Annotated in this window: 10 protein-coding genes; 6 read left to right on the top strand and 4 right to left on the bottom strand. The window is 51.0% G+C overall.

The genetic code is table 11. The features are described from left to right. The first annotated feature begins 2 nt into the window (after positions 1-2). Positions 3-2,198, top strand: a complete 2,196-nt coding sequence (locus GEI7105_RS0112395) for a molybdopterin oxidoreductase family protein (protein ID WP_017660777.1) — start codon at positions 3-5, stop codon at positions 2,196-2,198. Between the two features lie 202 nt (positions 2,199-2,400). On the opposite strand, the gene GEI7105_RS0112390 is transcribed toward GEI7105_RS0112395, so the two are convergent. Further along, positions 2,401-2,619 (bottom strand): hypothetical protein, encoded by a 219-nt coding sequence (locus tag GEI7105_RS0112390; protein WP_017660776.1) that lies wholly within the window; start codon positions 2,617-2,619, stop codon positions 2,401-2,403. Positions 2,620-2,743: 124 nt separating this feature from the next. On the opposite strand from GEI7105_RS0112390, the gene GEI7105_RS0112385 reads away from it, so the two are divergent. The 5 genes from GEI7105_RS0112385 to GEI7105_RS0112365 all read left to right on the top strand — a co-directional run bounded on the left by GEI7105_RS0112385 (position 2,744) and on the right by GEI7105_RS0112365 (position 8,913). Continuing rightward, on the top strand, positions 2,744-3,202 hold the full coding sequence (locus GEI7105_RS0112385; protein WP_017660775.1) for a nitrate reductase associated protein: 459 nt from the start codon (positions 2,744-2,746) through the stop codon (positions 3,200-3,202). A gap of 16 nt (positions 3,203-3,218) precedes the next feature. Beyond that, positions 3,219-4,814, top strand: a complete 1,596-nt coding sequence (locus GEI7105_RS0112380; RefSeq protein ID WP_017660774.1) for an iron uptake porin — start codon at positions 3,219-3,221, stop codon at positions 4,812-4,814. Positions 4,815-5,012: 198 nt separating this feature from the next. Next, a complete protein-coding gene (locus GEI7105_RS0112375; RefSeq protein ID WP_017660773.1) occupies positions 5,013-5,474 on the top strand; it encodes a DUF1822 family protein in 462 nt (153 codons plus the stop codon). Between the two features lie 149 nt (positions 5,475-5,623). After that, the gene (locus GEI7105_RS0112370) at positions 5,624-8,089 is read left to right on the top strand and encodes a CHASE2 domain-containing protein (RefSeq protein WP_017660772.1); all 2,466 of its coding nucleotides are present in this window, start codon (positions 5,624-5,626) and stop codon (positions 8,087-8,089) included. A gap of 5 nt (positions 8,090-8,094) precedes the next feature. Then, the gene (locus GEI7105_RS0112365) at positions 8,095-8,913 is read left to right on the top strand and encodes a DUF928 domain-containing protein (protein ID WP_017660771.1); all 819 of its coding nucleotides are present in this window, start codon (positions 8,095-8,097) and stop codon (positions 8,911-8,913) included. Between the two features lie 147 nt (positions 8,914-9,060). Here GEI7105_RS0112365 and GEI7105_RS0112360 read toward each other — a convergent pair whose 3' ends face one another. From GEI7105_RS0112360 to GEI7105_RS0112350, 3 genes are all read right to left on the bottom strand, one after another. Further along, positions 9,061-11,835: a CHAT domain-containing protein gene (locus tag GEI7105_RS0112360; protein ID WP_017660770.1), complete on the bottom strand. Its 2,775-nt coding sequence runs from the start codon at positions 11,833-11,835 to the stop codon at positions 9,061-9,063. Positions 11,836-11,843: 8 nt separating this feature from the next. After that, on the bottom strand, positions 11,844-16,343 hold the full coding sequence (locus GEI7105_RS33430; protein WP_017660769.1) for a two-partner secretion domain-containing protein: 4,500 nt from the start codon (positions 16,341-16,343) through the stop codon (positions 11,844-11,846). A 231-nt stretch (positions 16,344-16,574) separates the two neighbouring features. Then, positions 16,575-25,559 (bottom strand): SBBP repeat-containing protein, encoded by an 8,985-nt coding sequence (locus GEI7105_RS0112350; RefSeq protein WP_017660768.1) that lies wholly within the window; start codon positions 25,557-25,559, stop codon positions 16,575-16,577. Between the last annotated feature and the right edge of the window lie 519 nt (positions 25,560-26,078).

Genomic DNA, 26,078 nt, shown 5'->3' with positions numbered 1-26,078 from the left:
TTATGACTTCACCGACAAAAACCTTATGTCCTTATTGCGGTGTCGGCTGTGGCTTGGAAGTGCTACCGCCTGCCCTGCCGGGAAAAGCCACCCATCGCGACGATCGCGGGGTTCCGATTTGGCGCGTGCGGGGCGATCGCTCTCATCCCTCGAGTCTCGGTAAAGTCTGCGTGAAAGGGGCAACGATCGCCGAAGCGTTGGATAAAGACCGACTGCGCTATCCGATGATGCGAAACTCCCTCGAGGAGCCGTTTCAACGGGTGAGTTGGGACGATGCACTCGATCGCATCGCCTCGGAATTTCGCCAGATTTTAGCCACAGACGGCCCGGACGCGATCGCCCTGTACGGATCGGGACAGTTCCAAACGGAAGACTACTACATCGCCCAAAAGCTGATGAAAGGCTGTTTGGGAACCAACAATTTCGACGCCAACTCCCGACTCTGTATGTCTTCGGCGGTGGCGGGATACGTCAAAAGTTTGGGATCGGACGGGCCGCCCTGTTGTTACGCGGATTTGGAAGAAACGGACTGCGCCTTCCTCATCGGCACCAACGCCGCTGAATGCCATCCCATCGCCTTTAACCGCCTGCGCGTCCATCACAAGAAAAACCGATCGGTCAAGTTAATCGTCGTCGATCCTCGCAAAACTGCTACCGCTGACGCCGCCGACCTCTATTTGGCGATTCGACCGGGAACGGATATCGACCTTCTCAACGGTATCGCTCATCTGTTGCTGCGGTGGGGACAACTGGATACGCTGTTTATCGACGAATGTACTCGTGGGTTTCCTGAATTTACCGATGTCGTTCGTCACTATCCGCCAGATTTGGTGGCGCAGCGTTGCGGGATTTCCCAGGAAGAGTTGGAGACCGCCGCGAGGCTTTGGGCGCAGTCAAAGCGGGTGTTGTCGCTGTGGTCGATGGGACTGAACCAGTCTTCTGAAGGAACGGCGAAGGTGCGATCGCTCATAAACCTCCATCTGATGACGGGAAATATCGGCAAACCCGGCACCGGCCCGTTTTCCCTCACCGGACAACCCAACGCAATGGGGGGACGGGAAGCGGGGGGACTCGCCCACCTGTTACCGGGATATCGACTGGTGACAAATCCCCAACATCGCCGAGAAGTCGAGGAATACTGGAACTTGTCCCCAGGCCAAATTAACCCCCGTCCTGGTTTGGCCGCGTGGGATATGATGCTGGGGTTAGAGGCGGGAACGGTCAAGGCGTTATGGGTGGCGGCGACGAATCCGGCGGTCAGTATGCCCGATCTCGATCGCACTCACGCCGCTTTGCGTCGCTCTCCCCTGACGATTTACCAAGATGCCTACTATCCCACGGAAACGGCAGAATTCGCCCATATTTTACTTCCGGCGGCGCAGTGGGGTGAGAAAACCGGCGTCATGACCAATTCCGAACGGATGGTAACGCTCTGTCCTCAGTTTCGCGACCCGCCAGGAGAAGCGAGAGCCGATTGGGAGATCTTTGCCGAGGTGGGGCGACGCTTGGGATTCGAGGCGTCCTTCGAGTTTCGATCGTCGGCGGAGGTCTATCGCGAATTTGTTTACTTGACAAAAAGTCGAATTTGTGATATGGCTGGACTCAGTCAAGAGCGCCTGCGTCGGGAAGGGCCGCTTCAGTGGCCTTGTGCCGAGGGAGAAACCGACGACCCAGAAACCCGCCACGCCAAACGGCTGTATACGGATTTTCGCTTTCCCACCGAAGACGGACGCGCCAAGTTCGGGGCATACCACGCGCGGGGATTGGCGGAACCCCCAGACCCCGATTATCCCTTCGTGTTGACCACCGGACGACTGTACGAACACTGGCACACTCAAACGCGCACCGGACGCATCGACAAAATCGCGAAAAAATATCCCGATCCCTTTATTGAAATCCATCCCCGCGACGCCAGAGAGCTAACGGTTATCGATGGGGAGTGGGTGATAGTCGTCTCGAAGCGGGGGCGGGGGAAGTTTCGCGCTAAACTCACGAGAGCGATCGCCCCCGGAACGGTGTTCGTTCCCATGCACTGGGGCTTTCTCTGGGCGGACGATGCCGAAGCCAACGCCCTAACACATCCCGAATCCTGTCCCGAATCTCTCCAACCGGAGTTAAAAGCCTGTGCGGTGCAAGTGTTTTCGGTGGAGAGTGAACGGGGAACAGGGAAGAGTGAAGTCGTAGGGTGCGTGACTTGAAAAATCGGGTATAAATCCTGAGAGCGATCGCTCTGTCACGCACCGCCAATGTACACCGCCAACAGACAAGGGTGCGTGTTTATCAGTGTAGAGTGCAGAGGGCAGAGTGTAGAGTGGGAATTCCTCTTTAACTCTTCACTCTAGACTCTTAACTCTTCCCTGAAAGAGGCGCACCGCCAATGTATACCGCCAACTGGTCTTCCTAATCCTGTAACCCTTCACTCCAAAGTGTCGCTTCTCCGGGGACGGTGAGGGATGACTCGGGAGATAGGGCGAGGTTAGAACTGTGAAGGATCGGGATGGCACCGATCGCGAACGATGCGATAAGAACACCGATAACTATCGCCTGTGCGTCGTTTTCTGTTGTGTTGCGAACAGATCGATCGAGGGGTTGGGGGGGATCGTTCCAGTGGGGCTTCATTTGGCGTCCCTCTCAGGCGGGGTGTTTACAGGATTGGGATATCTATATTGTAGGGATTTCCCCTTTTCTCCTCGCTCTCGATTTAAAAAAAGTAACGCAGTTGACAGAAAGCAGAACAAATCGTATGCACTCTACGGCCCCTTTTTTCCAGTTTGAATCAGATTTCGTCGAGTCCCTGCGCTGCATTCCGATGCGGGTACGTTACAACCTCGATACCTGCGGCGTGAAGCTCAAACTCGAACACTGGCATCACTTTGACGAGTCCGAACGTCGCGCCCTGGTCGAACTTCCCTGTTTTTCGGAATCTGAAATTGCAGCCTATCGAGACGTGGTTCGTCGCTTGGTGTTCGATCGCACCCGCACCTATCCCAAAGATCTGCCGGTCGATCCCCATCCGTCTTGGATGACCGGGAAGATCCCCGTACAAGTCTTGGAAAAAGCGGCCTCGGAAGAGGTCGCGATTTCTACCCAACAATGGGCGGCGTTGAGTTCTCTCCAGAAATTCGCTCTGGTGAAACTAAGTCGCCCCAGCCACGAAAACAAAAACTTTTTGCCAGCTCTTCGGGAGTTCGGCATCGTGTGAGGAGATTTTATCGATCGTGACTCAATTCAATACCTTTCTAACGTCGTCTTCTTTTATTGCGGTCTTGTTGGCGTTTCCCATGCGTTCTCACGGAACCACGCCAATTCCCACCGATAACCCCCAACTGGCACAGGTGACTTCGGTATCGCAATTGTCTGACGTACAGCCGACGGATTGGGCGTTTCAAGCGTTGCAGTCTCTCGTCGAACGCTACGGTTGTATCGCGGGGTATCCCGACGGAACGTATCGCGGCAATAACTTTCTAACTCGCTACGAGTTCGCGGCGGGGTTGAATGCCTGTCTCGACCAAATCGTCGCTCTCATCGGTGGTGGGGAAGCGATCGCCCCTGAAGATTTAGCCCGCATTCGACGCTTGCAGGAGGAATTTTCGGCCGAACTTTCGGCGTTGCGAGGACGGGTGGACGGTTTGGAAGCCAGAGTCGCCGAACTTGAAGCGAACCAGTTTTCCGTCACGACGAAGCTACAGGGCGAAGTGGCCTTCGTTCTTTCGGACGCTTGGGGCGGAAACGGTATTTCCGACGAGGATAACGACGCGCAAACGGTGTTTACCAACCGGGGACGCTTGAACTTCGTGACGAGTTTTACGGGACGCGATCGCCTGTTTACTCGCTTGCAGTTTGGGAATTTGGAAAACTCCTTCGCCGACGAACTCAACACCAACGAAGGCCGCTACGCCTTCGACGGCGATCGCGACGATAATTTAACCATCAACCGCCTACACTACGTCTTCCCCGCCACGGACGATTTACAAGTTACCGTCATGGCCAACGCCGGAGGACACCAATTCTATAACAACACCCTCAACCCCGGACTCGAAGCGGGAGGCGGCGTCACGGGGGCTTTGACGCGGTTCGCCGAACGCAACCCCATCTATCGCAGCGGCTTAGGAGGAAACGGTTTAGGATTGCGTTACCGTCCCTCGGATTTCTTGGAAATTTCCGCCGGATACATCGCCCGAGGTGCGAATCTCCCCGACGAAGGAGCGGGATTGTTTAACGGGAACTACTCCGCCTTGGGTCAAGTGGTTTTGCAACCGACGGATCGTTTGAGTTTCGGACTGACTTACATTCACGCTTACGACGTTTCTCAAGGGCGGCGGTTCGGTTTTGGCGGAACGGGAACGAATTTAGGGGGACTGTCGCCGAGTGCGTTGGATGCGGCGTCGGCGTTGTCGGAATCTCAGTTAACGACGCCGGTGGTGAGTAATTCTTACGGGATTCAGGCGTCGTGGGAGGTGACGCCGAAGTTCCGCGTTGGGGCGTGGGGCGGTTTTACAGACGCCACGTTGATCGGTTTGGGGGATGCGGAACTCTGGAATTATGCGTTGACGCTGACGTTCCCCGATTTGTTGCTTCCGGGTAACTTCGGGGCGATTATCGTGGGGGCGGAACCTTATCTCGGCGGCCTGGACGTTCCGGGGAATACGGACTTTGAAAACGACGTTCCCTGGCATTTGGAAGGGTCGTATAAAGTCCAAATTTCGGACAATCTCGCGATTACGCCGGGGATTATCTGGTTGCTGAATCCGAATCAGGACGACGAGAACGATAGTATCGTCATTGGGACGATTCGCACGACGTTTACGTTTTAAGGGGCGATCGCTCCTGACTGTTATCAGCTAACATCCCGTAGAAACATGACGGATAACGTTTCTACGGGATTTTGTGGTTGCCGATCGGCGGGCGATCGTTGCTTTTTTTGTTAAGATTCGTGACAAAATCGAGCAATATCCGTAAAAATGGAGGGTTTTGAGGCGAGACAACGATAGAGATGTTTCTTGTGGTATCCAATGGCTCCGACGGAACGCTCCCCCCTCAGCTTGACACCTCAACTCAGTCATTGGCTGAAAGGGGCGATCGCACCCGATGTAAAATCATCTGGCTCGTTATGGCGTTTGACTTCTGCTGAACCCCCCTCTCAATTTCGCCAGGGGCATTATCAATCTGTCGAACTCAGTAAGCAATTGTCCTTTGAGAATCGTGACGAAATTGGTTTGTTTTTGGGGCTGAAACCGACTAACGTCTCGAACGAGATGGATTTATGGGTTAGAATTTGTCCTCTAGAAAACGTTTCGTATCTGCCAAGTAATTTACGGCTGATGGTTCTCGACGAGGTTCGAGAAGTCGTCATGCAAGCGACAACTCGCGAAACTCAGCAAATTCAGCTCGAGTTTAGCGGTCAAATTGGCGAAATCTTTGGTATTCAACTAGAATTCAATAATTTTAGATTTTTCGAGCAGTTTAAGGTTTGATTTTATAAGAGCCACCAGAGCAACTCGGGTATTTTGAAAGCTGAAACTCAAACATAGCTAGAGCTAACTGTCCTCGCTCAATTTGCGAAGGCTATATTGAGTAAAAAATGAATAGAAAAAGTTAAAGGCAGGCTGAAGAGGAAGTTGCAATGCGTCAGAACGTGGTATTCAAGTTTGAAGGAAATTTAGAACAGCAAGGATTCAAGGTGATGCTTGAAATTGGCATAGACAACCAGCGTCCTCATTTTGAAAAATTCGGATCTTTGCCGGCCAATTCTACGCTTGTTCGAGCCATACGAGAACATTGGCAAGATAAATATCGCAATGCGGGAGCGCCTTATACTCACCAAAGGAGAGCGTCCGCCTTACTCGATCGTCCGTCGATCTTACAACAATTTAAGTTTCGGATTAAGCCGAAGAAAGCGATTTATGACGGACATATCAAGCGATTAGAGGAATGTAAACAATCGGCGAAGAATCTCGAATGTCAATTTCGAGAGTGGTTGAGTTCTCCGGAATTTTATCAGTTGGAACTATGTCTTCGAGAAGAATTGGATAAATCAGAAGATATTGAGATTGCACTTCGCACGAACGATCGAAACTTACAAAAGTTGCCATGGCATCTTTGGGAATTTTATCAACGCTATCCACGAGCAGAAATTTCGTTCAGTCCGTTGGTGGCAGGGCGATCGCAAATCGGCCAGCGATCGCTCCATCCGAACGTTAAAATTTTAGCAATACTCGGACATCAACAAGGAATTGATGTCAATCGAGATCGACAGTTTCTCGAAGATTTACCGAACGCAGAAGTCACGTTTTTACCGGAGCCGAAACGTCAAGAGATTAACGATAAGCTCTGGGAGCAAGCTTGGGATATTATCTTTTTCGCCGGACACAGTGAAACGGAGGGGGAAACGGGTAAAATTTATATTAATCCCGAGGAAAGTTTGGAACTCAAAGACCTTTGGTATGGCTTGCGGAAAGCAGTCGATCGCGGGTTGAAGCTGGCGATTTTCAATTCCTGTGATGGGTTGGGATTGGCGCAGAAAATTGACGATTGGCAAATTCCCATTGCGATCGTGATGCGGGAATTAGTACCCGATCGCGTGGCGCAGGAGTTTTTGAAATATTTCCTCGATCGATTCGTTCGCGGCGTTCCGTTTCATTTGGCGGTTCGGGAAGCCAGAGAACAGTTACAGGGGTTAGAAGGAGAGTTTCCCTGTGCGAGTTGGCTTCCGACGATTTGTAAGAATCCCATTGAAGTGTTACCGAATTGGACAGATTGGCTGTCGCCAGAATCGGATTTGGAGTTGAAGGAAGAGGAGGCGACGGAATCCCTTCGAGTCGAACCGACACCTCGGCGCAAACCGCATTTTCGCAAGCCGTTACAAACTCTGGCGTTGGTGAGTATTTTGGCGACGAGTGTAGTGATGGGTCTGCGATCGATCGGTTGGCTGGAACCCCTGGAACTTCACGCCTACGATCGCCTCATGCAACTGCGTCCCGCCGAACTCCCCGACGATCGAATGTTAATCGTGACGATTACGGAGGAGGATATCCAAGCTCAACCGCCGCAAGAGCTTCGGGGTGCGTCGATTAGCGATCGAAATTTAGACAAGCTTTTGCAAATCCTCGACGAGTTGGGAGCGCAAACCATTGGACTCGAATTAATTCGAGATTTTCCTGTGGATTTGGAGTATCCCCAACATCAACAACTCCGCGATCGATTGCAAAATATGCCAAATTTATTTTTTACTTGTTATGCAGGCAACGACAATCTCGATCGCACCACCACCTTACCTCCTCCAGAACTTCAAAATTTAGAGCGAGTCGGGTTTAACAATATTATACGAGACGATGAAGGACGAGTCCTTAGACGGCAAATTTTAAGCATGACAAATCGGAAAGAAAATTGTCCAACCAGTCGATCTTTTAGTTTTCAGTTAGCCACCGAATATTTGAACACTTTGGAGATCGAGACTAAAGTAAATAGTTATGAAGAATATCAGATCGGACAGAAAGTTATAAAACCCTTGCCTCAATTTGGTGGAGTGTATCGTAACTTAGGTTCACCCGATTATCAAATCATGCTAAACTATCGTCAGTACAGTGCTGTGGCGCGAACGATATCGCTTCAACAGATTCTCAATCGAGACATCGATACGGAATGGGTTAAAAATAAAATCGTTTTAATTGGAGCGACGGCAAGTAGTAGCGCAAAAACTTATCCGACACCAATTAAGTTTCAACGATTCGGTCGTTTTCATGAAGAAATGCCCGCTCTTTTTATTCACGCTCACGCCACCAGTCAAATTGTTAGTTCTGTCTTAAACGATCGACCCTCAATCCAAACCTTACCGAACTCCATCGAACTTATTTCGATCTGGAGCTTCGCTCTGTTCGGTAGCTTTTTATCAATTTGGACACTTCGCAAAAACAACTATATATTTTTAGCATGGAGTATATTCTTGGCGTCGGTGTTCCTCGCAACTGTCAGTTTAACATTACTTGTTAGCGGATGGTGGATTCCTCTCGTTCCAGCAGAACTCGCTTTTGTTTTCAGTATAGCTATTGTATTTTATCTGAAACTCGAATCTCAAAATCGTTCGGTGTAATTCCAATGAAATGTAATTTATTGACGCGGTTGATTGCCGTATTTATTAGTGTTATTTTAGGATTTAGCCTAAAACAACAAATCGCAGTTTCTCAAAACGATAGCACTCTTTTAACATTTCCTTCTACTACTCCCACTAATACTTCAGGAAATGCTGGCAATACAAGCAATACCGAAAATCCTGGAACTAGACCGCCTGGGAACATCGAAACCCTATGTCAAAATCCCAATGGAAGTTTAAAAGCCTTAGTTCCTGTTGAGTTAGAAAACAATTCTAACTATCCGTTCCCCATCGAACACATTCGAGGTGGCTATACGTTTCGAGACACGCCAATGTTATGGTTTTACGTCCCCTATGACATTTCACTCGATGCGAAGTTGTCGCTCTCAGACGAAAACGGTTTACAACTAGCCAGTACTCAAGTTACTCTTCCTAGCAGTTCTGGCATTATTGGTATGACGCTTCCTCCTATTCCTGAAGTCGGACAGCGTTATCGTTGGACGTTTTCTTTAATTTGCAACCCGGAAATTCCTTCTCGTAATATCACCGTTCGCGGTGGAATTTGGCGACTCGAACCTCCTGAAGGGGAACGCAGTTTTACAGAATTAGCAAATGCTGATGTCAGTTACGAGACGATTCGACCTCGCATTTTAGATATAGCGAACGCGGGAATTTGGTACGATACGTTAACGTCTGTCGGACTTCACTATTATGCTGATTCTACTAATGAAAGGGTTGCGTTAGATTGGCGCAGTTTGCTCGAGTCTGTGAGTTTGGGAGAATACACCGATGTTCCTATCATTTTTGTTCATTCTGAAAATTAAATTCAGTTTCCATACTCTATAGCAAGCTTAAAGGGTTGGCAGAAAAATTCCCGATCGCTCCTCTTCGTATAATAAGATCCCCGGCATCTTGGAGATGCCGGGGATCTGGCAAAAAACGCATCTGAGGTAAGCATTTTTACCGAAATACTACAGCCAGTTTCCCACTAATATATAAGGCGACCAGTAATAAGGCGAGTTGTAATCGAAATCACTATTGTTTATCATTTCCAGTTGCGCGTATTGTAACGCTTGAGCTTTATTCTCGATATTCGAGTCGATCGAGTTTTGATAAAAATTCGTCACGAGCAATGCACTTGAGGCATCATTGACGTTCCACAAAGAGGCTAAGGTACTCCGCGCTCCTGACTGTACGGAAACACCCGCTAAACCTAACGTTGCTCGTGGGTCTTCAACTCCGGTTTCACACGCACTTAAAACTAACAGTTCGATGGGTTCTTCTTGATTCTGACGTTGGGTTTGGAAGATTGATGCGATATCTTGAAGGTAAATATCTTCGTACCAGGTTGCGAGAAGGGTTGATTCGGGTTCGGAACTGAATTTTCCGTGGGTGGCGAGGTGAACGATCGCACTCGATCGAGTGTTGAGTAAAAATTCTAAATTTGGACGGGTGAAACTACGATCGCGCAAGTCTCCCGTGGCGTCAAGTGTCGCCTCGATCGCGTCTAATTCGCTTTCTACATATTCTAACGCTTCGAGTCCTCGTTCGGGAATTCCTTCAATGAGTCCTCCCATTAACACGGTCATTTCGCGATCGCGCAAGGGTTGCGGGTTCTTCAGGGAAATTCCCAAATTCATGGCGATCGCGTATTTTTGAATTAAGTAACACTTCCCATCGTCGCAATCTTCATAGCGCAACGCCGACATGGGAATATTACGCAGTCGCGTATCGGGAACGAAAACTAAGGTATCGATATCTTCAGCTTGAAATTCTGGGTGCGATTCGATGGGTTGAATTAACCACTCAAAAAACGCTCTCGAGAGTTCGAGATTGGTTCGGTTAATATTCGGTTGTTGTAACGATTTGCGAAACTCCTGAATTTTTCGGAGTACCTCCGTTTCGGAAATTTCGGTGGCGGTGAAAATGAGTCGATCGTCCCCCGGAAGCTTGGCAATAACGGCAATTTTTTGCGGTAAAATCACCGGATATAAAATAGCAGCGCGATTCTCAGCGGCAATTTCATCGAGGGATTTTGCACCGTCTTCTTGTAAACTACATTGTAAGTAATTTTCCAATTCTGCCAGTTGGAAATCGCTCAGTTTCGATCGAACTTTTTCAAGCTGTTCTTGACTCGGTGTCTCTTCTTGTAACGCGACTTCAAAAAACTGGCGATAAACCGGTTCGATTTTTTGTCGAAATGAGACACGAGAGGCTAAGTCAAACCGAGTTAAGTCTTGGCGCAATCTTTCTAATTGTTCGACGGCGTTTTCGTAGGCTGCAATTGCCCTTTCACTTCCCGCATTCCGTCGGTTTAAAATGCGACCCAGTTGCCATTGCCACTGATAGGCTAAATCCAACTCTCCGCCTTGTATGGCGAGTGCGAGGGCTTTTTGGGTGGCGTTTTCGGCTTTTTCTAAGGTTTCGTTTTGACGCTCGTAGAGCTTTCCTAATGTTCCAAACAGGTAAGAAACTGCGCGTTCGTCGGTGAGAGCGTCTAAATTTACATCTACATCCGAAACCGTTAATAGCGATTCGATTTCTGTAAAGGGTAAAATTAACGATCGAGGGGGTTCGTTGCGCTCGAGTCGATCGCACCCGATGACACTACAGGCTAAATTCGCCCGAGCGTTCAGCGTCGTGCGCCCGATCTTCAACTCCCGAATCGCGGCGAGACTCTGACGCGCCAATGGCTCGAGTTCCGGTGAATTTTCAAAGGTTTCCGCATTTCCTAAAGAGGGTTCGACGAGCAAACTCAGTAAATTCAGTTGCGACTGGAGTTGTAAATAGGGCGAATTGGCGATCGCTCTCGCCTGTCGGTAATACGCGATCGCGTCACCCATCGATCCTCGACGCTCTTCCGCCGCACGCCGTAAATCGCGATCGCGCGTCAAAATCGCCCGTTCGGTATTTCCCAAATCCAACCATACCGAACTTTGCAAGTCGGGAGACGATAAGGCGCTGACGTCCACAAGCGCCTGTTGCAAAACCTCTCGCGAGGCGGGAAACTGACCGATCGCTCTCAACCCGTTCCCCAATCCCTGCAACAACGCTACCCGCAACGCCGGATTTTCCAGACGATCGATCGATTCCTCAATCTGCGCCTGTATCTCGTCCTCTTCCAACGCCTGACACTGCTGCACCGACGCATCCAACCCCTGCAACACCGTATCGCAGGCGCGTCGCGCAAATCCCATCGCCTGCAACGCCTGGGCTTGGTTCAGCAATCCCCCCGTCACCCCTTCCTCGTCGGAAAGGCGGCGGTAAACTCCCGTCGCCTCCCGCCAACTGTCGTAAGCCAACTCCATTTCCCCGAGGGAAAATTGCAACTGACCCCGCGTGTTGAGACTCGTGGCGAAAATCCGTTGCGTACTCGCAGAAGCGGTTGCGCTGGGAACGCCGATGAGTTCGACGCTGCGATCGATCGCCGTTTGCGCCGCCTCCCAATTCCCCAACTTCTGATGCGTCAACGAGAGATAGCTGTAGGCTAACCCCCTCGCCGTTCGAGAATTCCCCGTCTCGTCGAGTAACGGTTCCAGAATCGATACCGCCGCCTCGTAATCGCCGTTGATATAGTGCGATCGCCAGCGATCGAACTGCGAATTTACGGTTTGCTGCGCCACCATCAACGGTTCGACCGTTTCCGAAACCCGAGAACTTGCCATTTGAGGCGTTGTCACCACCAACACGGCGATCGCCGTTCCCAACGCAACCCAGCGCCAAAACGGTTTGAAACGAATTGTCAAACCACTGCTTAAAACAGCCGCGACTCGATGGAAAAATACAACCCCTCTTCTTGCCACGAATCCCCTCGATCCTCTAAATCCATAAAAGGAATACCCCAATCAAACGCCAGACGCAAGCGATCGCCCAAACGAAACCGCAAGCCCAACCCCGCCGAAACTAACGTATTCCGTTCGGGATCGTTGCGATCGTCGCTGTTCCAGACTACCCCCGCATCCACAAAGGGAACGATATCCAATTGTCCCTCCCACTGGGGAATTTGCAACACTGGAACCCGCAACTCGACCGATCCCAAAATCCCATTGTCCGCCAGCAGCGCGTCTTGACGGTAGCCTCGGGCGGTGGACTGTCCCCCCAAACTCATCTGCTCGAAAGGTACCAGCGCATCCGGTGTTAGCTGCACGTCGCCGCGCACCACCAACAGAGAATTTCCGACATTTTCTAAGCGTCGCACCCACTGGGTTTGTCCCCGCCACGCGAAAAACTCGCTATCCGGTGCGCCGTCGTGGGTGGTGGCGTCGAACCAGTTCACCCCCACGCTAAACTCCGATCGCGCCGCGAAGACATGGTTGCTTCCCTGTTGCGTCCAATCTTGGAAAAAGCGCAGGGCGGAAATCTTAGTTTCGCCGTCCTCTTCCGCCCCCGGAGACAGGGGAAAATCGTAGCCGAGAATGGAGGTTTGACTTTCTCGACGGGAGGCGGTGAATCCGATGGCGAATTCTTCGACGCGATTTCGCTGACTCCCGACGCCGGGAACTTCCACGGCGCGAAACAGGGGTTGGCGAAGCGTCAAGTCGTACTGGCGAGAGTCGGCTTCGATGTCGAGGGAACGAAAGCCGGATTCGACGACTTCGTTGGCGCCCGTGTCGTAGCTGAAACTGACGGTTCCGCCGGAGGGGGTGATGGGAACGCTGTAGCCGATTCCCCATTCGTCGCTTCCGTCGGTACGAGCGTAGCTGACGCGGGCGGTGTCGCCAAATCCGAGAAGGCTGTTGAACTGCAAGCGAGCCAGTTGGCGGAAGGTTCCCACGCTAGGGGAGCGGTTGTTGTCGAGGCGGATGTTGGCGTTGAGGGGGGAGGCGGCTTTGACGTTGAGGCTGAGGCGGTTGGTTTCTGGGCGCACTCCGGCGGCGAGTTCGGCGGCGAGGGTGTCGATGCGATCGTCGAGTTGCAGGAGTTGCAGGGTTTGCAGCAGTTGGGTTTGGTTGACGAGATCGCCGGGTTCGACGCCGAGGCGGGAACGGATATAACTGGGGTTGAGCCGTCCGTCAACGGAGATGTCGATGTCTTCAAATCTCGATTCTGAGGCTTGGAGGATGAGGGTTCCGTCGCGACTGGTTTGGGGCGGAACGTAGACGCCGGAGGTGATGTAGCCTCGCTCGCGGTAGAGTTGGCTGAGTTCGTCGGCGGCTTGTTGGATGTCGGCGAAACGGAGGGGGCGATCGCGGTAGTTGTTGAGGATGCGATCGATCGCCTCTGGTTCTAACACAGTGCTTCCTTCTAGGGTAACGCCGGAAATCGGCATCGTTTCGGGAACGGTTCCGGGGGTTAGATTCGCTAAGTTAGATTTGTTGGTTTTAGGTTCGCACTCTTGCGGTTGTTGGAAACGGTTATTCGAGGGTTGAGGCGCGGGTAAAAGCTGAAGGTTTCCGTTTTCGTCAATTATCCAACCTTGCGCTTCCACGATGCGATCGATCTCGGGTTGTGGGTTAGATTCGTCGGTGGTGTCGTCGGTCTCGTCGAGGGGGATCGATCGAATATCTTCCCAAGGTTGGCTTCCCGAGAGGGCATCGTTAGGCGTCGGCGGTACGCCACCGCGCCCAGTTTGGACGAATTCGCTGTCTCCTCCGCCGATCTGACAGGGGTTGCGATCGAGGGGAGCTTCGGCGAAGCGATCTTCGAGTTCCACAACTCCCTGAGTGGGATCGACATCCGGGGCAACAATCTCGACGGTTCCGCTGAGTTCGGGATCGGTCAGAGAAATGGCGGTAATGAGGTTTCGAGAATCCTGGGCGGGGTCGAAATCCGTGAGGTCTTCACCGAACTGTTCTTCGAGTTCCGCGCGGCTTAAATTTTCTAACCCTAACACGATATCGTCGGCGGTAATTTGCACGAAACCGCCCGAACCGTTGAAAGCATTGGCAGAAATATTACTATTTTCTAACCCGACCAGGGTATCCGTGCGAATGGTGATGTTGCCTCCGGTTCCCGGTCGATCGAGTTGTCCCGAGGTGGTGGAAACGTCCGCGTTTTCGAGGAAGCGAACGTCGTCCGCTTCCAGGATATTCAAGTTTCCGCCTTGACCGGAGGCGGCTTCCCCCGTGAGTCGCCCGCCGTTTTCGATGCGGACATCTTCGGCGCGGAGGGTGACGTTTCCGGCGAGCGGGCTTCCGATATCGGCACTGACACTGACCTGGGCGAGATTTTCAATGGTTAGAAAAGGGGTATTAACGGTGACGTTGCCCGCTGTTCCGAGGGGAAGTTCGGGGTTTTGGTCTTGTTCGATCGCCCTTGCGGTGATGCGACTGGTTAGCAATCCATCTGCATCGGCGGTGGGGTTAGTGGTTAGATTTGGCGATAGGTTCTCGTCAAAGGAAACCGAAGATCGACCGCTCACTTGAATAGATTCCGAGGCGTTCACCGTGACGTTTCCCCCGTTTCCCGCCGCAAAGGTATCGGCGGCAATCGCGGCTCCATCGCGAACTGTCAAGCGTCCTGTCGAAACGTGCAAGTTGCCGCTATCTCCAGCTATTTCGACTTGAATTCGGTTTTGAGACTGAACGAATAGTCCACTAGGGATGTCCCCTTCAGTCGAAGTGCCAATTAGATCGATCGATTCCGTGGCGGTGACAGTGAGGTTTCCGCCGTTTCCGCTGGCGACTGTATTGGCTGAAATTTGTCCGCCCGTTTCGAGGGTCAGTAGATCGACGTTGACATTAATACTTCCACCAAAGCCGACTCCTCCGTTTAATGCCGTTACCTCAGCTCGATCGCTGACTCGTAATTCTTGTGCGTTGAGCGTTAACGTTCCCGGTTGACCGAGAGTTTCAGGAGGAAATATATCCAAATCTAGGCTTTCAGACAAAGCACTGATGTGAGCTGGATTGGGTGTGTCATCGAACTTAAATCCTACACCCGTGACTTCGACCAAATCCGCATCGATCGTTAGATTTCCTGCATTTCCCAAACTGAACGTTGAGGTTTCCACCAAGCCCCCATCGCGAACGAAAAGTTCTCGGGTTTGGATCGTCACATCCCCAGAGCGTCCGGTGGCTGGAGAGCCATCTATGGCAGGTTGTACCTGAGACAAAATCGAGCTTTGATACAATTGGTCTTCTGACACGCCCTCCACTGTAATATGATTTGCGCTCACCGAGAGATTGCTACCTCGTCCATCTCCCTGAGTTCCCGTGGAAATCTGTGCGCCTTCGCGAATCGTTAGCTGTCCCACTTCAATATTGAGATTTCCTGCATTTCCTACGCCTCCCGTTTGAGAAAATAACCCTGCTGCAATTGGGTTAGAATCGATGGGGGCGTTGACGCTACCGGAAAGGTCAATGGTATCCGCCGTCACCGTAAACGTTCCACCCTGTCCGCCAAAGGTCGAGCTAGTAATCCCCGAATTTTCAACAAACAGTTGACCCGCCTGAATTTGAATGGCACCGCCTCCCGACCCTGGGTCAGCAGGAGACAACACACCCGGCGGACGACCGCTCGTATCGATGACAGAATTCCCCGACAGGCGAATCGAGCCAAACTGCTCTACTCCGTCGTAACCTAAACGATAACCGCTCGGAATCGCGCTCAAACTCACCGTTCCCTCACCCGACACGCTTCCGAGTTCGATGCGTCCGCCGAAGCTGGTGACGTTACCGGTTTCAAACTCGAGATCGCCGCCGGCCAAAATAAAACTGTTGTTGGGCGCAACAGTTAAACCCAGAGGTAAACCGACGCTGTTGGCGAAGCCTTCCGGCGAAAATTGCGAGGTATTGGTAATCGAACCCGGAGTTGCCCCAAACTGCAAACCCGTCGGTGCCGTGACCGACAGCAGCGGCGACGGTTGGCGAGCGTCGAAGGCGGTTCCGTCAGCAAAGCGAACGCTGTCGGCGGTCGTGGCGACGAAAGAGCCGTCGAGTTGCAACTGAGCGTTTTCGCCGAAAATAATACCGTTGGGATTGATGAAAAACAAACTCGCCGAACCGTTGGCGGCGAGGATGCCATCAATTTGCGAAATGTTGTTTCCCGTGACGCGGCTGAAAATGCGATCGATTCCTGAAATATTCTCGAAGGATGCTCTGAAGTTCTCAGGAACTGAGAATTCCTCAAAACTGTGAAACAGATTGTTTCCTGCTGGCGTTCCTCCCTGGATTTGAAAACTGTTGTCTTCCAAGATGACGGTGGAGTTTTGCGGGAGGGTATTATCGGGGACGATTTGCGCGGCGGCGGGAGTGGCGATCGCCAGGCTGGTAAAAACGAGGGTAGATATCTGAAGGCGAGAGAGGTCAATCATAGTTAGATCGTCGCGAATTGGCGAGAGGGCGTGTGAGGGAGGGTGCATCTCAATTTCGTAGAATGACCCCTCCGCCTTCGGCACCTCCCCGTGGGCTCGGGGAGGATGGGTGGGGTTGCGATCGCAAAAGTGAGTGGGGTTGCGATCGCAAAAGTGAGATGCACCCTGTGAGGGAAACTCTAGGAAGTTCCCTCACGCTACCTGACAGATTTTGCGTCCTAGATTAAGCGATTACGTCCAATTGCGGGAAACCCAAGCATCGCGATCGCCGCCGTTCACACCGTCGAGATCGCTGCGCGTTTCTCCAACCAGATAGACATTGCCCGTCGCATCCACTTGAATGTCATGGGCAATATCTTCATCCGAACCGCCAACAAATTGAGTTTGAATTTGATTACCCCCTGCGTCGTAAGTCACCACAAAGGAATCCACACCGCCGTTTCCGGTTTGACCGTCAAACGCTCCATCTGTCCATCCCGAAACGTAAACGCGACCGAGTGAATCTACGCCAACTCCAGTCAAGTGGTCTTGACGCACGCCGCCAAACTGACTCAACCATTGTTGGTTTCCATCCGCGTCGAACTTGGTTAAGAAACCGTCTTGCTGACCGGAATTCACCTGTCCAGCAAAGGCTCCGAGAGTCGTTCCCGCGAGATAGACATCATCGTTAGGATCGATCGCCAGTTGTACGTCTCGGATGAAGGGAGTGTCTCGAATTCCCGGCGTTTCATCACTTGACGTTCCGACCAACTCCGTCCACAGCACTCCACCCGAAGGATCGTATTTCGACACGAAGGCATCAAAACCGCCGGAATTGGTTTCTCCGTTCAAGTTCACCTCAGTGACACCGGAGATATAAATGTTTTCCTGGCTATCCAATTCAATGGAGTGGATGTAACTTGCGGATTCACCCGTGAGCGATTGTGTCCAGATCTCGTTGCCATCTCGATCGTACTTGCCAAAGAAACCAGCCAGAAGTTCGTTAACACCAAGTTCGAGCGTGATACCTGCCAGGTAAAGATTGCCCTGAGAATCGCTTGTTAAGCTTCCGCCCCAGTTTTGGTCAGCATCACCGATAAACTTGCGCCAAATTTCATTTCCGTTCGCGTCCAAGCGAGCGAGAATCATATCTCCCCGGCCGGCATTTCCGAGACCATCATCGTAACCAACGGCGTAGATACTTCCGTCGGCAGTTACTTCCGTGTCGAGGTAGTAATCATTTCCGCTGGAATTTTCAATCTCATTTGTCCACAGGAGATTTCCGTTAATGTCATATTTGGAAATCAAGGGGTTCCAACTTCCGGCAACACCCGGTTGCATCGTAGAGCCTACGACATAGCTATTCCCCGCAGCGTCTATGTCCAAACCATTAGACATTTCAGTATCTGCACCTCCAAACTGACGTACCCATTCAGTTTGAGATGCAGGGATTTCGATAATTCCGTGGGGATTGATCCAAGTATCACCAATAATGGAAAGATCGCCCGGCATATCGTTCCAAAGTCCAGGTTCTCGGGTGGACATGAAATTAAATTCAAAGAAGTCTTCTCCTTCTATGGTATGGAGGGCATTATCATATCCCGCCCGATTATCGTAGGTTAATGCTTCTCCATTGACCCACTGGAAGTTCCCTTCAGTTTGTCCGTAAATCAGGCTGTCTTGCAAACCTATCCAAAGGCGTGAAATCGGGAAGGTATCGAGCAACCATTGATTTTCTGCCTCGCTGTTAATGGCAACGAGATGACCGCCGAGTGCTTCGGCTTGTTCTTGTGCGCCAAGCCAGGTGTCCGCTTGGCTAAGAAGGTAGCGATTTCCTGTGTCAGGGTTCGTGTAAACGTAGTTCTTGGCATCAATAAAGTCCGCACCTTCAAGGTCTTGACGGATACCTGAAAGCGTTTCTCCGGCTCCTAATCGATCGCGCAATGTAGCAATTTCGTCGGGGGTGGCACTTCGAGAGAAGAGGTCTTGATACATCTTCTCGATTTCGTAGTCAGCCTCATAACGTCCCCAAGAATCTTTAGCAGCAGCGATGATTTCTTTGCGAAGGTCGCTTAAAGATTCGCCATTTTGCCATCGTTCCGTCCAGTAATCCAGTAAACTTACATCACGTCCGATGACTTCGTTGGCAATGCGATTGATGGGATTTTGGTCTTCAATAGAAGCCTGGATAATTCCCAAAGGAGCGATTGAATAGTCGCTGCTTTCTGTCAGTTCCACCACAATAGACTCGGAATCTTCGAGAACGTCATCCGCCAGTGCGTGAATCGGAACGGTAACGAGTTTTTCACCTGCCGGAATCGTCACTTGATTCGGTAACGCTTCGTAATCTGCCCCAGGCGTTGCACTACCCGAAACAGTTAAATCGAGGGTTAAATCTTGACTGAGATCGTCAAATCGTTGAATGACAATCTGTCCGGCATTGCCATTTTCCCCGGCTTTCGCATCCGTCGCCATCATCGTCACGAGGGGACTGTCTAACTGGCTCGGATCGATTTCAAGAATTCCCCATTGAATTCGGGTTCCAATGCGATCGTTCCAGACACCTCGTGAGGGATAGTTTAACTCTAAAGAATCTTCACCGCTAAGCCCTCCATTGTTCGGTTCGGGAGCTTGCCAGTTATCATAACTGGAAGATTCACCGCTGACCCATTTAAAGTTTCCTTCTCCACTCGGGTTGTAAATCTCGTTATCGGTTAAACCGACCCAGAAAGCCCGCTTGGAACCGAAAGTGTCGAGTAGCCACTCTTGTTCGTCTCGATCGTTAATCGTCACGAGATTACCGCCTAACGCTTCGGCTTGCGCTTGTGCGCCGTACCAGGTATCAGGTTCGCTGAAGATGTAAAGATGTCCGTTATCTGGATTTTCGTAGATGAAAGAGCCATAACGGGCAATGGTGGAACTATCTGCAATGGTGGCAGTTCCTTGAATTTCACTGCTCAGTTCGTAGCGGCTGCCATCGGTCAAAGTTATCTCAACCGTTTCATCACCTTCGGCTAACAAGTCGTAGTTGGGAACCACCGAAATCGTCGCGCCTTTTTGTCCCGCTTCTAAGGTGACGCTTCCCGTTAGCGGTTGATAGTCGCTGTCGCGATTGGCACTTCCACCGATTTGATAGTTCACTACCAGAGTTTCCTCGAAATTATCCTCGCGGGTGACGGCGAAAACGGCTGCGTCACCATCTTCACTTGCTTCAGTATCGAGGGCTTCAAGGTTAACCGTTGTGGGTGGTGTAGCCTCCAGTGACAGGGTTTGTCCCAGGCGTGTCCGACCGAGTGCGTCAGTGACGGCTGTATTGATGATGAAATCGCCAGTATAGCCGTCACTCGGCGTGTACTGAACGTCATCGAGAACGGCATTCACGGCTTCAACTGAACCCGTCACGCGGAATACACCGTCACTAAACTCGATGCTTGCACTATTGCTCGTATTGCTGCTCAGAATTCCCGCGTCTTTATCCGACAAACTCAAGATCGCCGTCATGGGATTTCCCGCAGGCGCACTGGCATGAACGTCATTGATATCCAGAGACGCACCCGGCGTATAGATTTGCTTCCAGTCGTATTTGCGAATGACAACATCGACCGAACCGCTGTAAGGTTGCCCGTCAACCGAGGCGTGAGAGCGACCGAGTGCATACAGCGAGTTGTTGGTCAACACAATATTGTCCATCGCCTCCCAGAAGGACGCATTCAGTTTTTCAGTCCAGTCAATTCGCTCTCCTTGAGCATTGAAGGCGGTCACTAAGCCAAAGCCATCTGGATTGCCTTCAGACGACCCTTGAGTTCCCGAAAGTAGAACGTTGCCGAAGGTATCGATTTGTACGTCGCCGTAGGTTCCATAGTCGTACTCAGAGCTTCCGAACTGTCGAGTCCACAGCAGTTCGCCATCTGAGTTGTATTTGGCAGCGAAAATATCACCTTCTCCCAACTGAGTTTCTCCGGGGAATTCGCCCCAAGTGACCCCGTGAACGGCAATGTTTCCGTGGCGATCGATATCGATTCCATGAATAGCATCCCGGTCTGATGTTCCAAGCTGAAGTGTGCGAACGATATTGCCATCGGTATCGATGCTGGCCACAAATCCATCGAGGTAGCCCTCATGGGTTTGACCGGGGAACGCCCCATGAATCCATCCCGACATTTCCAAACGATTTTCAGCGGCATTAAATCCCACATCTCCCGCCACGTGACTGGGAAAATCCATCTGTTTTGCCCAAATTTGATTGCCACTGGTATCCCATTTGATAACAATGGAATCATAGCCGTTGGCATTCGCGGAAGGACTATCGAACAATTCTCCTGCCGTATAGCCGACCGTATAAAGATTGCCGTCCGGGTCGGTGACAATACCATCTAAATTCTCTTCCTGGGCGGTTCCAAATTGATGAGACCAGATGAGATTTCCATCGGGATCGTATTTAACAAACAAAGCGTCTGTACTGCCTTGATGGGTTCCCGCCAGCGAGCTATAGGTCGTTCCTGTAACGTACAGATTTCCGTCTTGTCCGAGTTCGATTTGGTTGAAGCGATCGCCTTCCGTACCGCCTAACAACTGCGTCCAAACCAAATCGCCTGTCGCATCGAATTTGCTGATGAAAGCATCACCATGAGCGTGTTCGCGGTTATATCCCGCATTGATGTTGCCGTTCAAATCTCCAGGGGTAAAGCCCACAATATAGCTGTTCCCTTCTGTATCGACAGCGATATCTGAGGCTTTTTCCCAGTATGGAGTCCCGTTTTGGGCTGTCCAGCGTTTTGTGGGTTCGACAAACAGACTCGGAGCATCGGGTAAGTCCGGTTCCGTTCCGTACAGGTTCAGTTTCCAACCCTTCCATTCTCCGCTGATGTCGTTCCCTTTCTCATCGAGAACCTGTAACGTCCACTCACCCTCAGAGGATTCACCCCAGAAACGGGGGGTGGTGAACGTCCACTGTCCTTTATTTAAGGGATCTTCTGGTGCGAGGGGCGGAATTTCAACGCCACTGGTGTCGAGGTCGGGAACGCTGTGACGGAGAATAGTTTCGGTACCGTCGGGGGAGGTGAGGATAACGGTGAGGTCGTTCCAATCTTCGTGAGCGAAATCGGCAACCACTTCAACCCACTCGAGGGTGATGTCCGATTTGACTTCTACGCTGTCGCTCAACCCAACCGTTCCGCCGTTGGGAAGGTCGTCGTTAACGTTGCGGAAGTGGCTTTCAACACGGATTTCCGGGGCTACGGTCGTCCATTCGGCGGCCAGTTCGACGGCGGCTTTCGGGTTCAGCGCTCCAAATCCGTATTGATAGTTAATGTCGTACCCTGCGCCGTTGGTCGTCCAACCGGATTCGGTACGGTTGTAGTCGGGATCGACTTCGTCGGGTTGATGGTCGGGATCGACTTTATAGGATGTTTCGGCCAGGATGTGCTGGATGTCGCGGTTCGAGAGATGGGGGTTGACTTCCCGCATTAACGCCACAACCCCTGACACGAAGGGGGCAGCGGCGGAGGTTCCACCAAAACCGCTATCGCTTGAGGACACACCGAGGTAGGTATCAGAATCGGGGTCGTCCAGGTCAACCCCGGTCGTGGCGATATCGGTTTTGTCGAGATCGCCAATTAAACCGTTGTTGGAAAAGGCAGAAACAAAGACACCGGGATTGCTGTAGGGAGCGCGAACGATTTCGATTTCTCCGGCTTTTTCTTTGAAGGTGACGGCTCCGACGGCAATGGCGTGGCGATTTTTCGTGAGGATGTAGTTGTTGACTTGAGCGTATCCTAAACCGCTACCCAGGTCGCGACTGCGATCGTTCCCGGCGGAGAAAATGTAGGTGTTTCCAAAACTATCCAGTCCTTCTTTTGCACCTTTTTCTAAAGCTCCGATGGCTGAGGCTTGTTGGAGGAAGGGAAGGGTTCCCCAACTGTTATTGAAAATGTCGATTTCTGCGTTGCGTTCGGGGTTGTATAAGGTGTCAGCGATCGCAAGGCCATCGGGATCGTAAGTCCCGCTGACCGCATCGATATTACTGATGAGTCGCAAGGCTGCAATATCGGTATTGGGAGCAACGCCACGAGTTCCCTCATCACTCAATTCGTCCCCAATAATTCCGGCAACCGCAGTACCGTGGGAATGAAACGTCGTCAATTCCAAGGTAAAGCTGTCGAGTTTGTCTAGAGCGGTTTGCCAATCATCCGATAGACGACCCCTGTGAAAAAATTCTAGTTGCCAGTTACCGCCAGCAAAGCTCTGGTTAAAGTTATAGGGATTCTGGAGTGTAAAGGAGCCATCGTCACCGACGTTGATGGAGCTAGTCCGTTCAGACGGTATACCGTTCCAACCGGGGAAGTACCAACTCAACATGCCACGGCTGAACCAGTTTCCATGCCCTTGCATAGGCTTCTTCGGTGCCTTGAGTTTGATGCGAAGGTCTTGTAAAGCAACGATCTCCTCATAAGTCAAACCGCCGTGGTCGAATTGAATTGAGATGTCTTGAACTAATCCTGTCAGATGTACGGGAATATCCAAAGTGAGATCAGTGACAAAACCTGAAGTCCGTTCAATGTCAATTTCGTGGCTACAGACAGAAATGGAATAGGGATCGTCATCTTTGTCGGCGTTGTCGTAACTTAAATCGGGACGATAGCGACCTCCGGTTTCGGGATTAAATTCGATATGGTCGTATTTCAAGCCGTCATCGACGATCGCTACGACAACACCTTCACCGGAAAGGGGTTCGCCAGTTTTGGGGTTGCGGAGGGTCGGATGCTCCCAAACACCGATAATGTTGGAATTGGGATCGTTAGGATCGATAGGTTGAGATAACGACCATTGTAGAGATTCGTACCAATCAGGATTGCGTCCGAGCAAACGCAGGGGAATCGGAACGTCGGGATAGGCGACTTCGACGGTTGACGTATTCTCAATCGCCGCTGTAATCTCTTCTGCACTCAGTTCGTCGTCGAAATCCCAAATGTAGGTGTTGGGAATGAAGCCGCTTTCGCCGAGGTTCGTCGCATCCAAGCTTTCGGCTAAAGCAGTAGCGTCGGTTCCCGGCGTCAGCCAAACAATCCAGTTCGCCGTGTCTTCGATTTCTGCGGCGGTATAACTGTCGAGATCGGTGGATGCGCCGATCGCTAAACGAACGGGATCGGACAGGATTTCGCCGCCACCTAAATCGCTAATCAGTGAAAAGGAGGCAACTTCGAGGTTGCTGGACGCACCGCTGTCGTCGTAAGCCATTGCTTTTAAGGTATAGCGATCGGGGGCGAGATTTTCTAGGTCGTACTCGAAGTTAAATCGCGCTCGTCCTTGGCTGTCGATCGAAAATTCGGTCACGTCTTCTTCGACGATTTCGATGCGCTGTCCTTGGCGGTTTTCTAGCCAAAAGTCAATGCGGTTTAAGTCGTCGATTCCATCTTCATCGAACACTCGGGCGCGATCGAACGCTAAATCTTCACCCTGGGTATACAGGGGTAAAATGCTAAATCGCAAGTCTTCCGGTGGATGGTTGGTTTCTGGTTCGTCGTCGTTAGGACTGCCATCGTCAGGATTTGGAGTGTTTTCTTTCTCGTCGTTGTCAATCGCAAATTCTTGATTTTTCTTACTTTCTGCTCCCGCTTCGTCGGTGGCGATCGCCTCGAGAATATAATTCCCATCCTCGAGTTGACTTAAATTAATTTCTGTGGTAAACGAGGTGCGATCGCTCCCTTCGGTTGTCAATGTTTCAACGACAACTTCTTTAACGAAATCTCCATCAGCCGTTTTCAAAACCAACGTCACCGACTGAATATCGCTGGCACCATCCGCATCGGAAATCAACCCCTCAACGTTGAGAATTCCACTGCTGTCAATTTGGGAACTCTCAACCTGAAATTCCTTCCAATCTGGGGAATTATTTGTATCGTTTCCACCGTCACCCGGCGAATTTTCTCCACCAGAACCGTTGTCTTCATCGGAATCCAAATCCACGCTAAACGAAGTTTCAACGGTATCGCTCGTCTCTCCCGACGCATCTTCCGCGCGAACGGACACGGTATAATTACCCAATCCTAAATCCGAGACCTCGTAATTCCAAACAAAATCTCCGCTTTTTTCTTCGATATTCTCAAAGCTGGGGTTTGGAATCTCTAAGGTTTTGACTTTATTTCCAGAACCGTCTGCAAACGAAATTTCAAATTTGACAATATCTTCAACCCCTTCCGGATCGAATGCCGTCAAACTCAGTTCCAGAGACTCATCGGAATCCAGCGTGTCTTCAATCAAACTGACATTCTGAATTTGTGGCGCAGTTCGTAGATCGATATCCTCGATCCAAGATTTATAAGAATCGTCGATTAAATCTTCAACTTTGTGAATGCCTTCCCCACGAACGCCATCGAGTCGAAAAGCAATATCATTATAATCTTTATCGGAACTCGTATCGACCCGCCAATCTTCTAAAATATAAACATCACTTCCCGCATCGGCGATTTGTCCCACGTGAAACATCTCGTTGGGGTTCGCACTCGCCAGAGAAAACAGCGGTCGTTTATCCCCTCCAATTTCAGGATTTGCCACAACCTCTTGAATCGCGCCGTTGGGAACGAGGATAATCCCGATGCGATCGCCGACGTTCATGGAAAATGTCTGACGTCCGGTGTAAGTTCCGTTGTTGTCTACATCAGACTCCCAATCAAATACCGCATCGAGACGCGCCGCATCCGTGCGATCGTCAATAACAATATGACCGAGGGACGAATTGCTGGCAGAACGACGCGCTACTTCTTCAATCCACTCTGGCGAACCCGTCTCGAATTCCTCTAATCCCTCTAAGCTAAAAATACCGATTTGACCTTCATATCGACCGCCATCGAGGAGATAGTCAACGGTAATGTCTTCCTCTTCGACGGTAAAGTACCCGCCAGTGATTTCCAGTCCGGTAACGGCGTCGTAGTCCGGTTCGAGGCTGAAGCGGTAATCGCTGGCGTCTTGACTCTCGAAAACCAGGTCGTAGGAACCCGCTACCAAGTCGGAAATCGAGAAGTCGCTGGAGGAGGTGTCGGTGAGGCGTCCCGTCTCGAGGATTTCTCCGCTGTCGTTTTCTAACGTCCAGTCGATGGCGGACTCGAATTCTAAGAATCCCAGGGTAAGCTGGCCGGGGTCGGTTAAGGTGAAACGATAGCGATCGCTCGGCTCTGTGGTTGTAAAGTTTTCGTTATGTTCGACAAATCCTTCGAGATTGCTAAAGTTGTGGGTCGCCATGGTAGCCACTCCTGAATAGATGCTTGGAAGAGATTAACGGCTCTCGTTAATCTCTCGGGTGTTAGGGTGGCAGTTTTACGGAAAAACCATCGAAATTTATCAAAACTTTATAAATATGAAGGTTTAATAAAGCGAAGCGGCTCTGCATCTTATCTACAACCTCTCGAGGCGAGATGCACATGAATTGAATTTTCGCCAGATAGGTTTAAAGACATTCTTGATTGACTCAGGGACAGCGATCGCCACGGAAATTTCGATGATTCGAGAGAGGTACTGCTACAGTGCCTCTCTTTTTGCGTATTTCGGGGATATCGGGGCGGTTCGATCGCCATTTCCCGTGATTTGGCGTCGAGTGATGGGAGATCGATCGCGTCTCTGTCTTTAGCGATCTTTGTGTTTTGTCTCCGTATTTATACATAGATTGCAATGAGGGCGTTTAGTTTTGCTGAATGCCTTACTCCGTAAGACTTTACAGAATGGCGATCGCTTAACTTGAAATTCATAACGAAAATCAATTTC

The organism is Baaleninema simplex PCC 7105 (assembly GCF_000332355.1).
GTDB lineage: Bacteria > Cyanobacteriota > Cyanobacteriia > Cyanobacteriales > Geitlerinemataceae > Baaleninema > Baaleninema simplex.
This window is presented reverse-complemented; position numbering and strand designations above follow the sequence as displayed.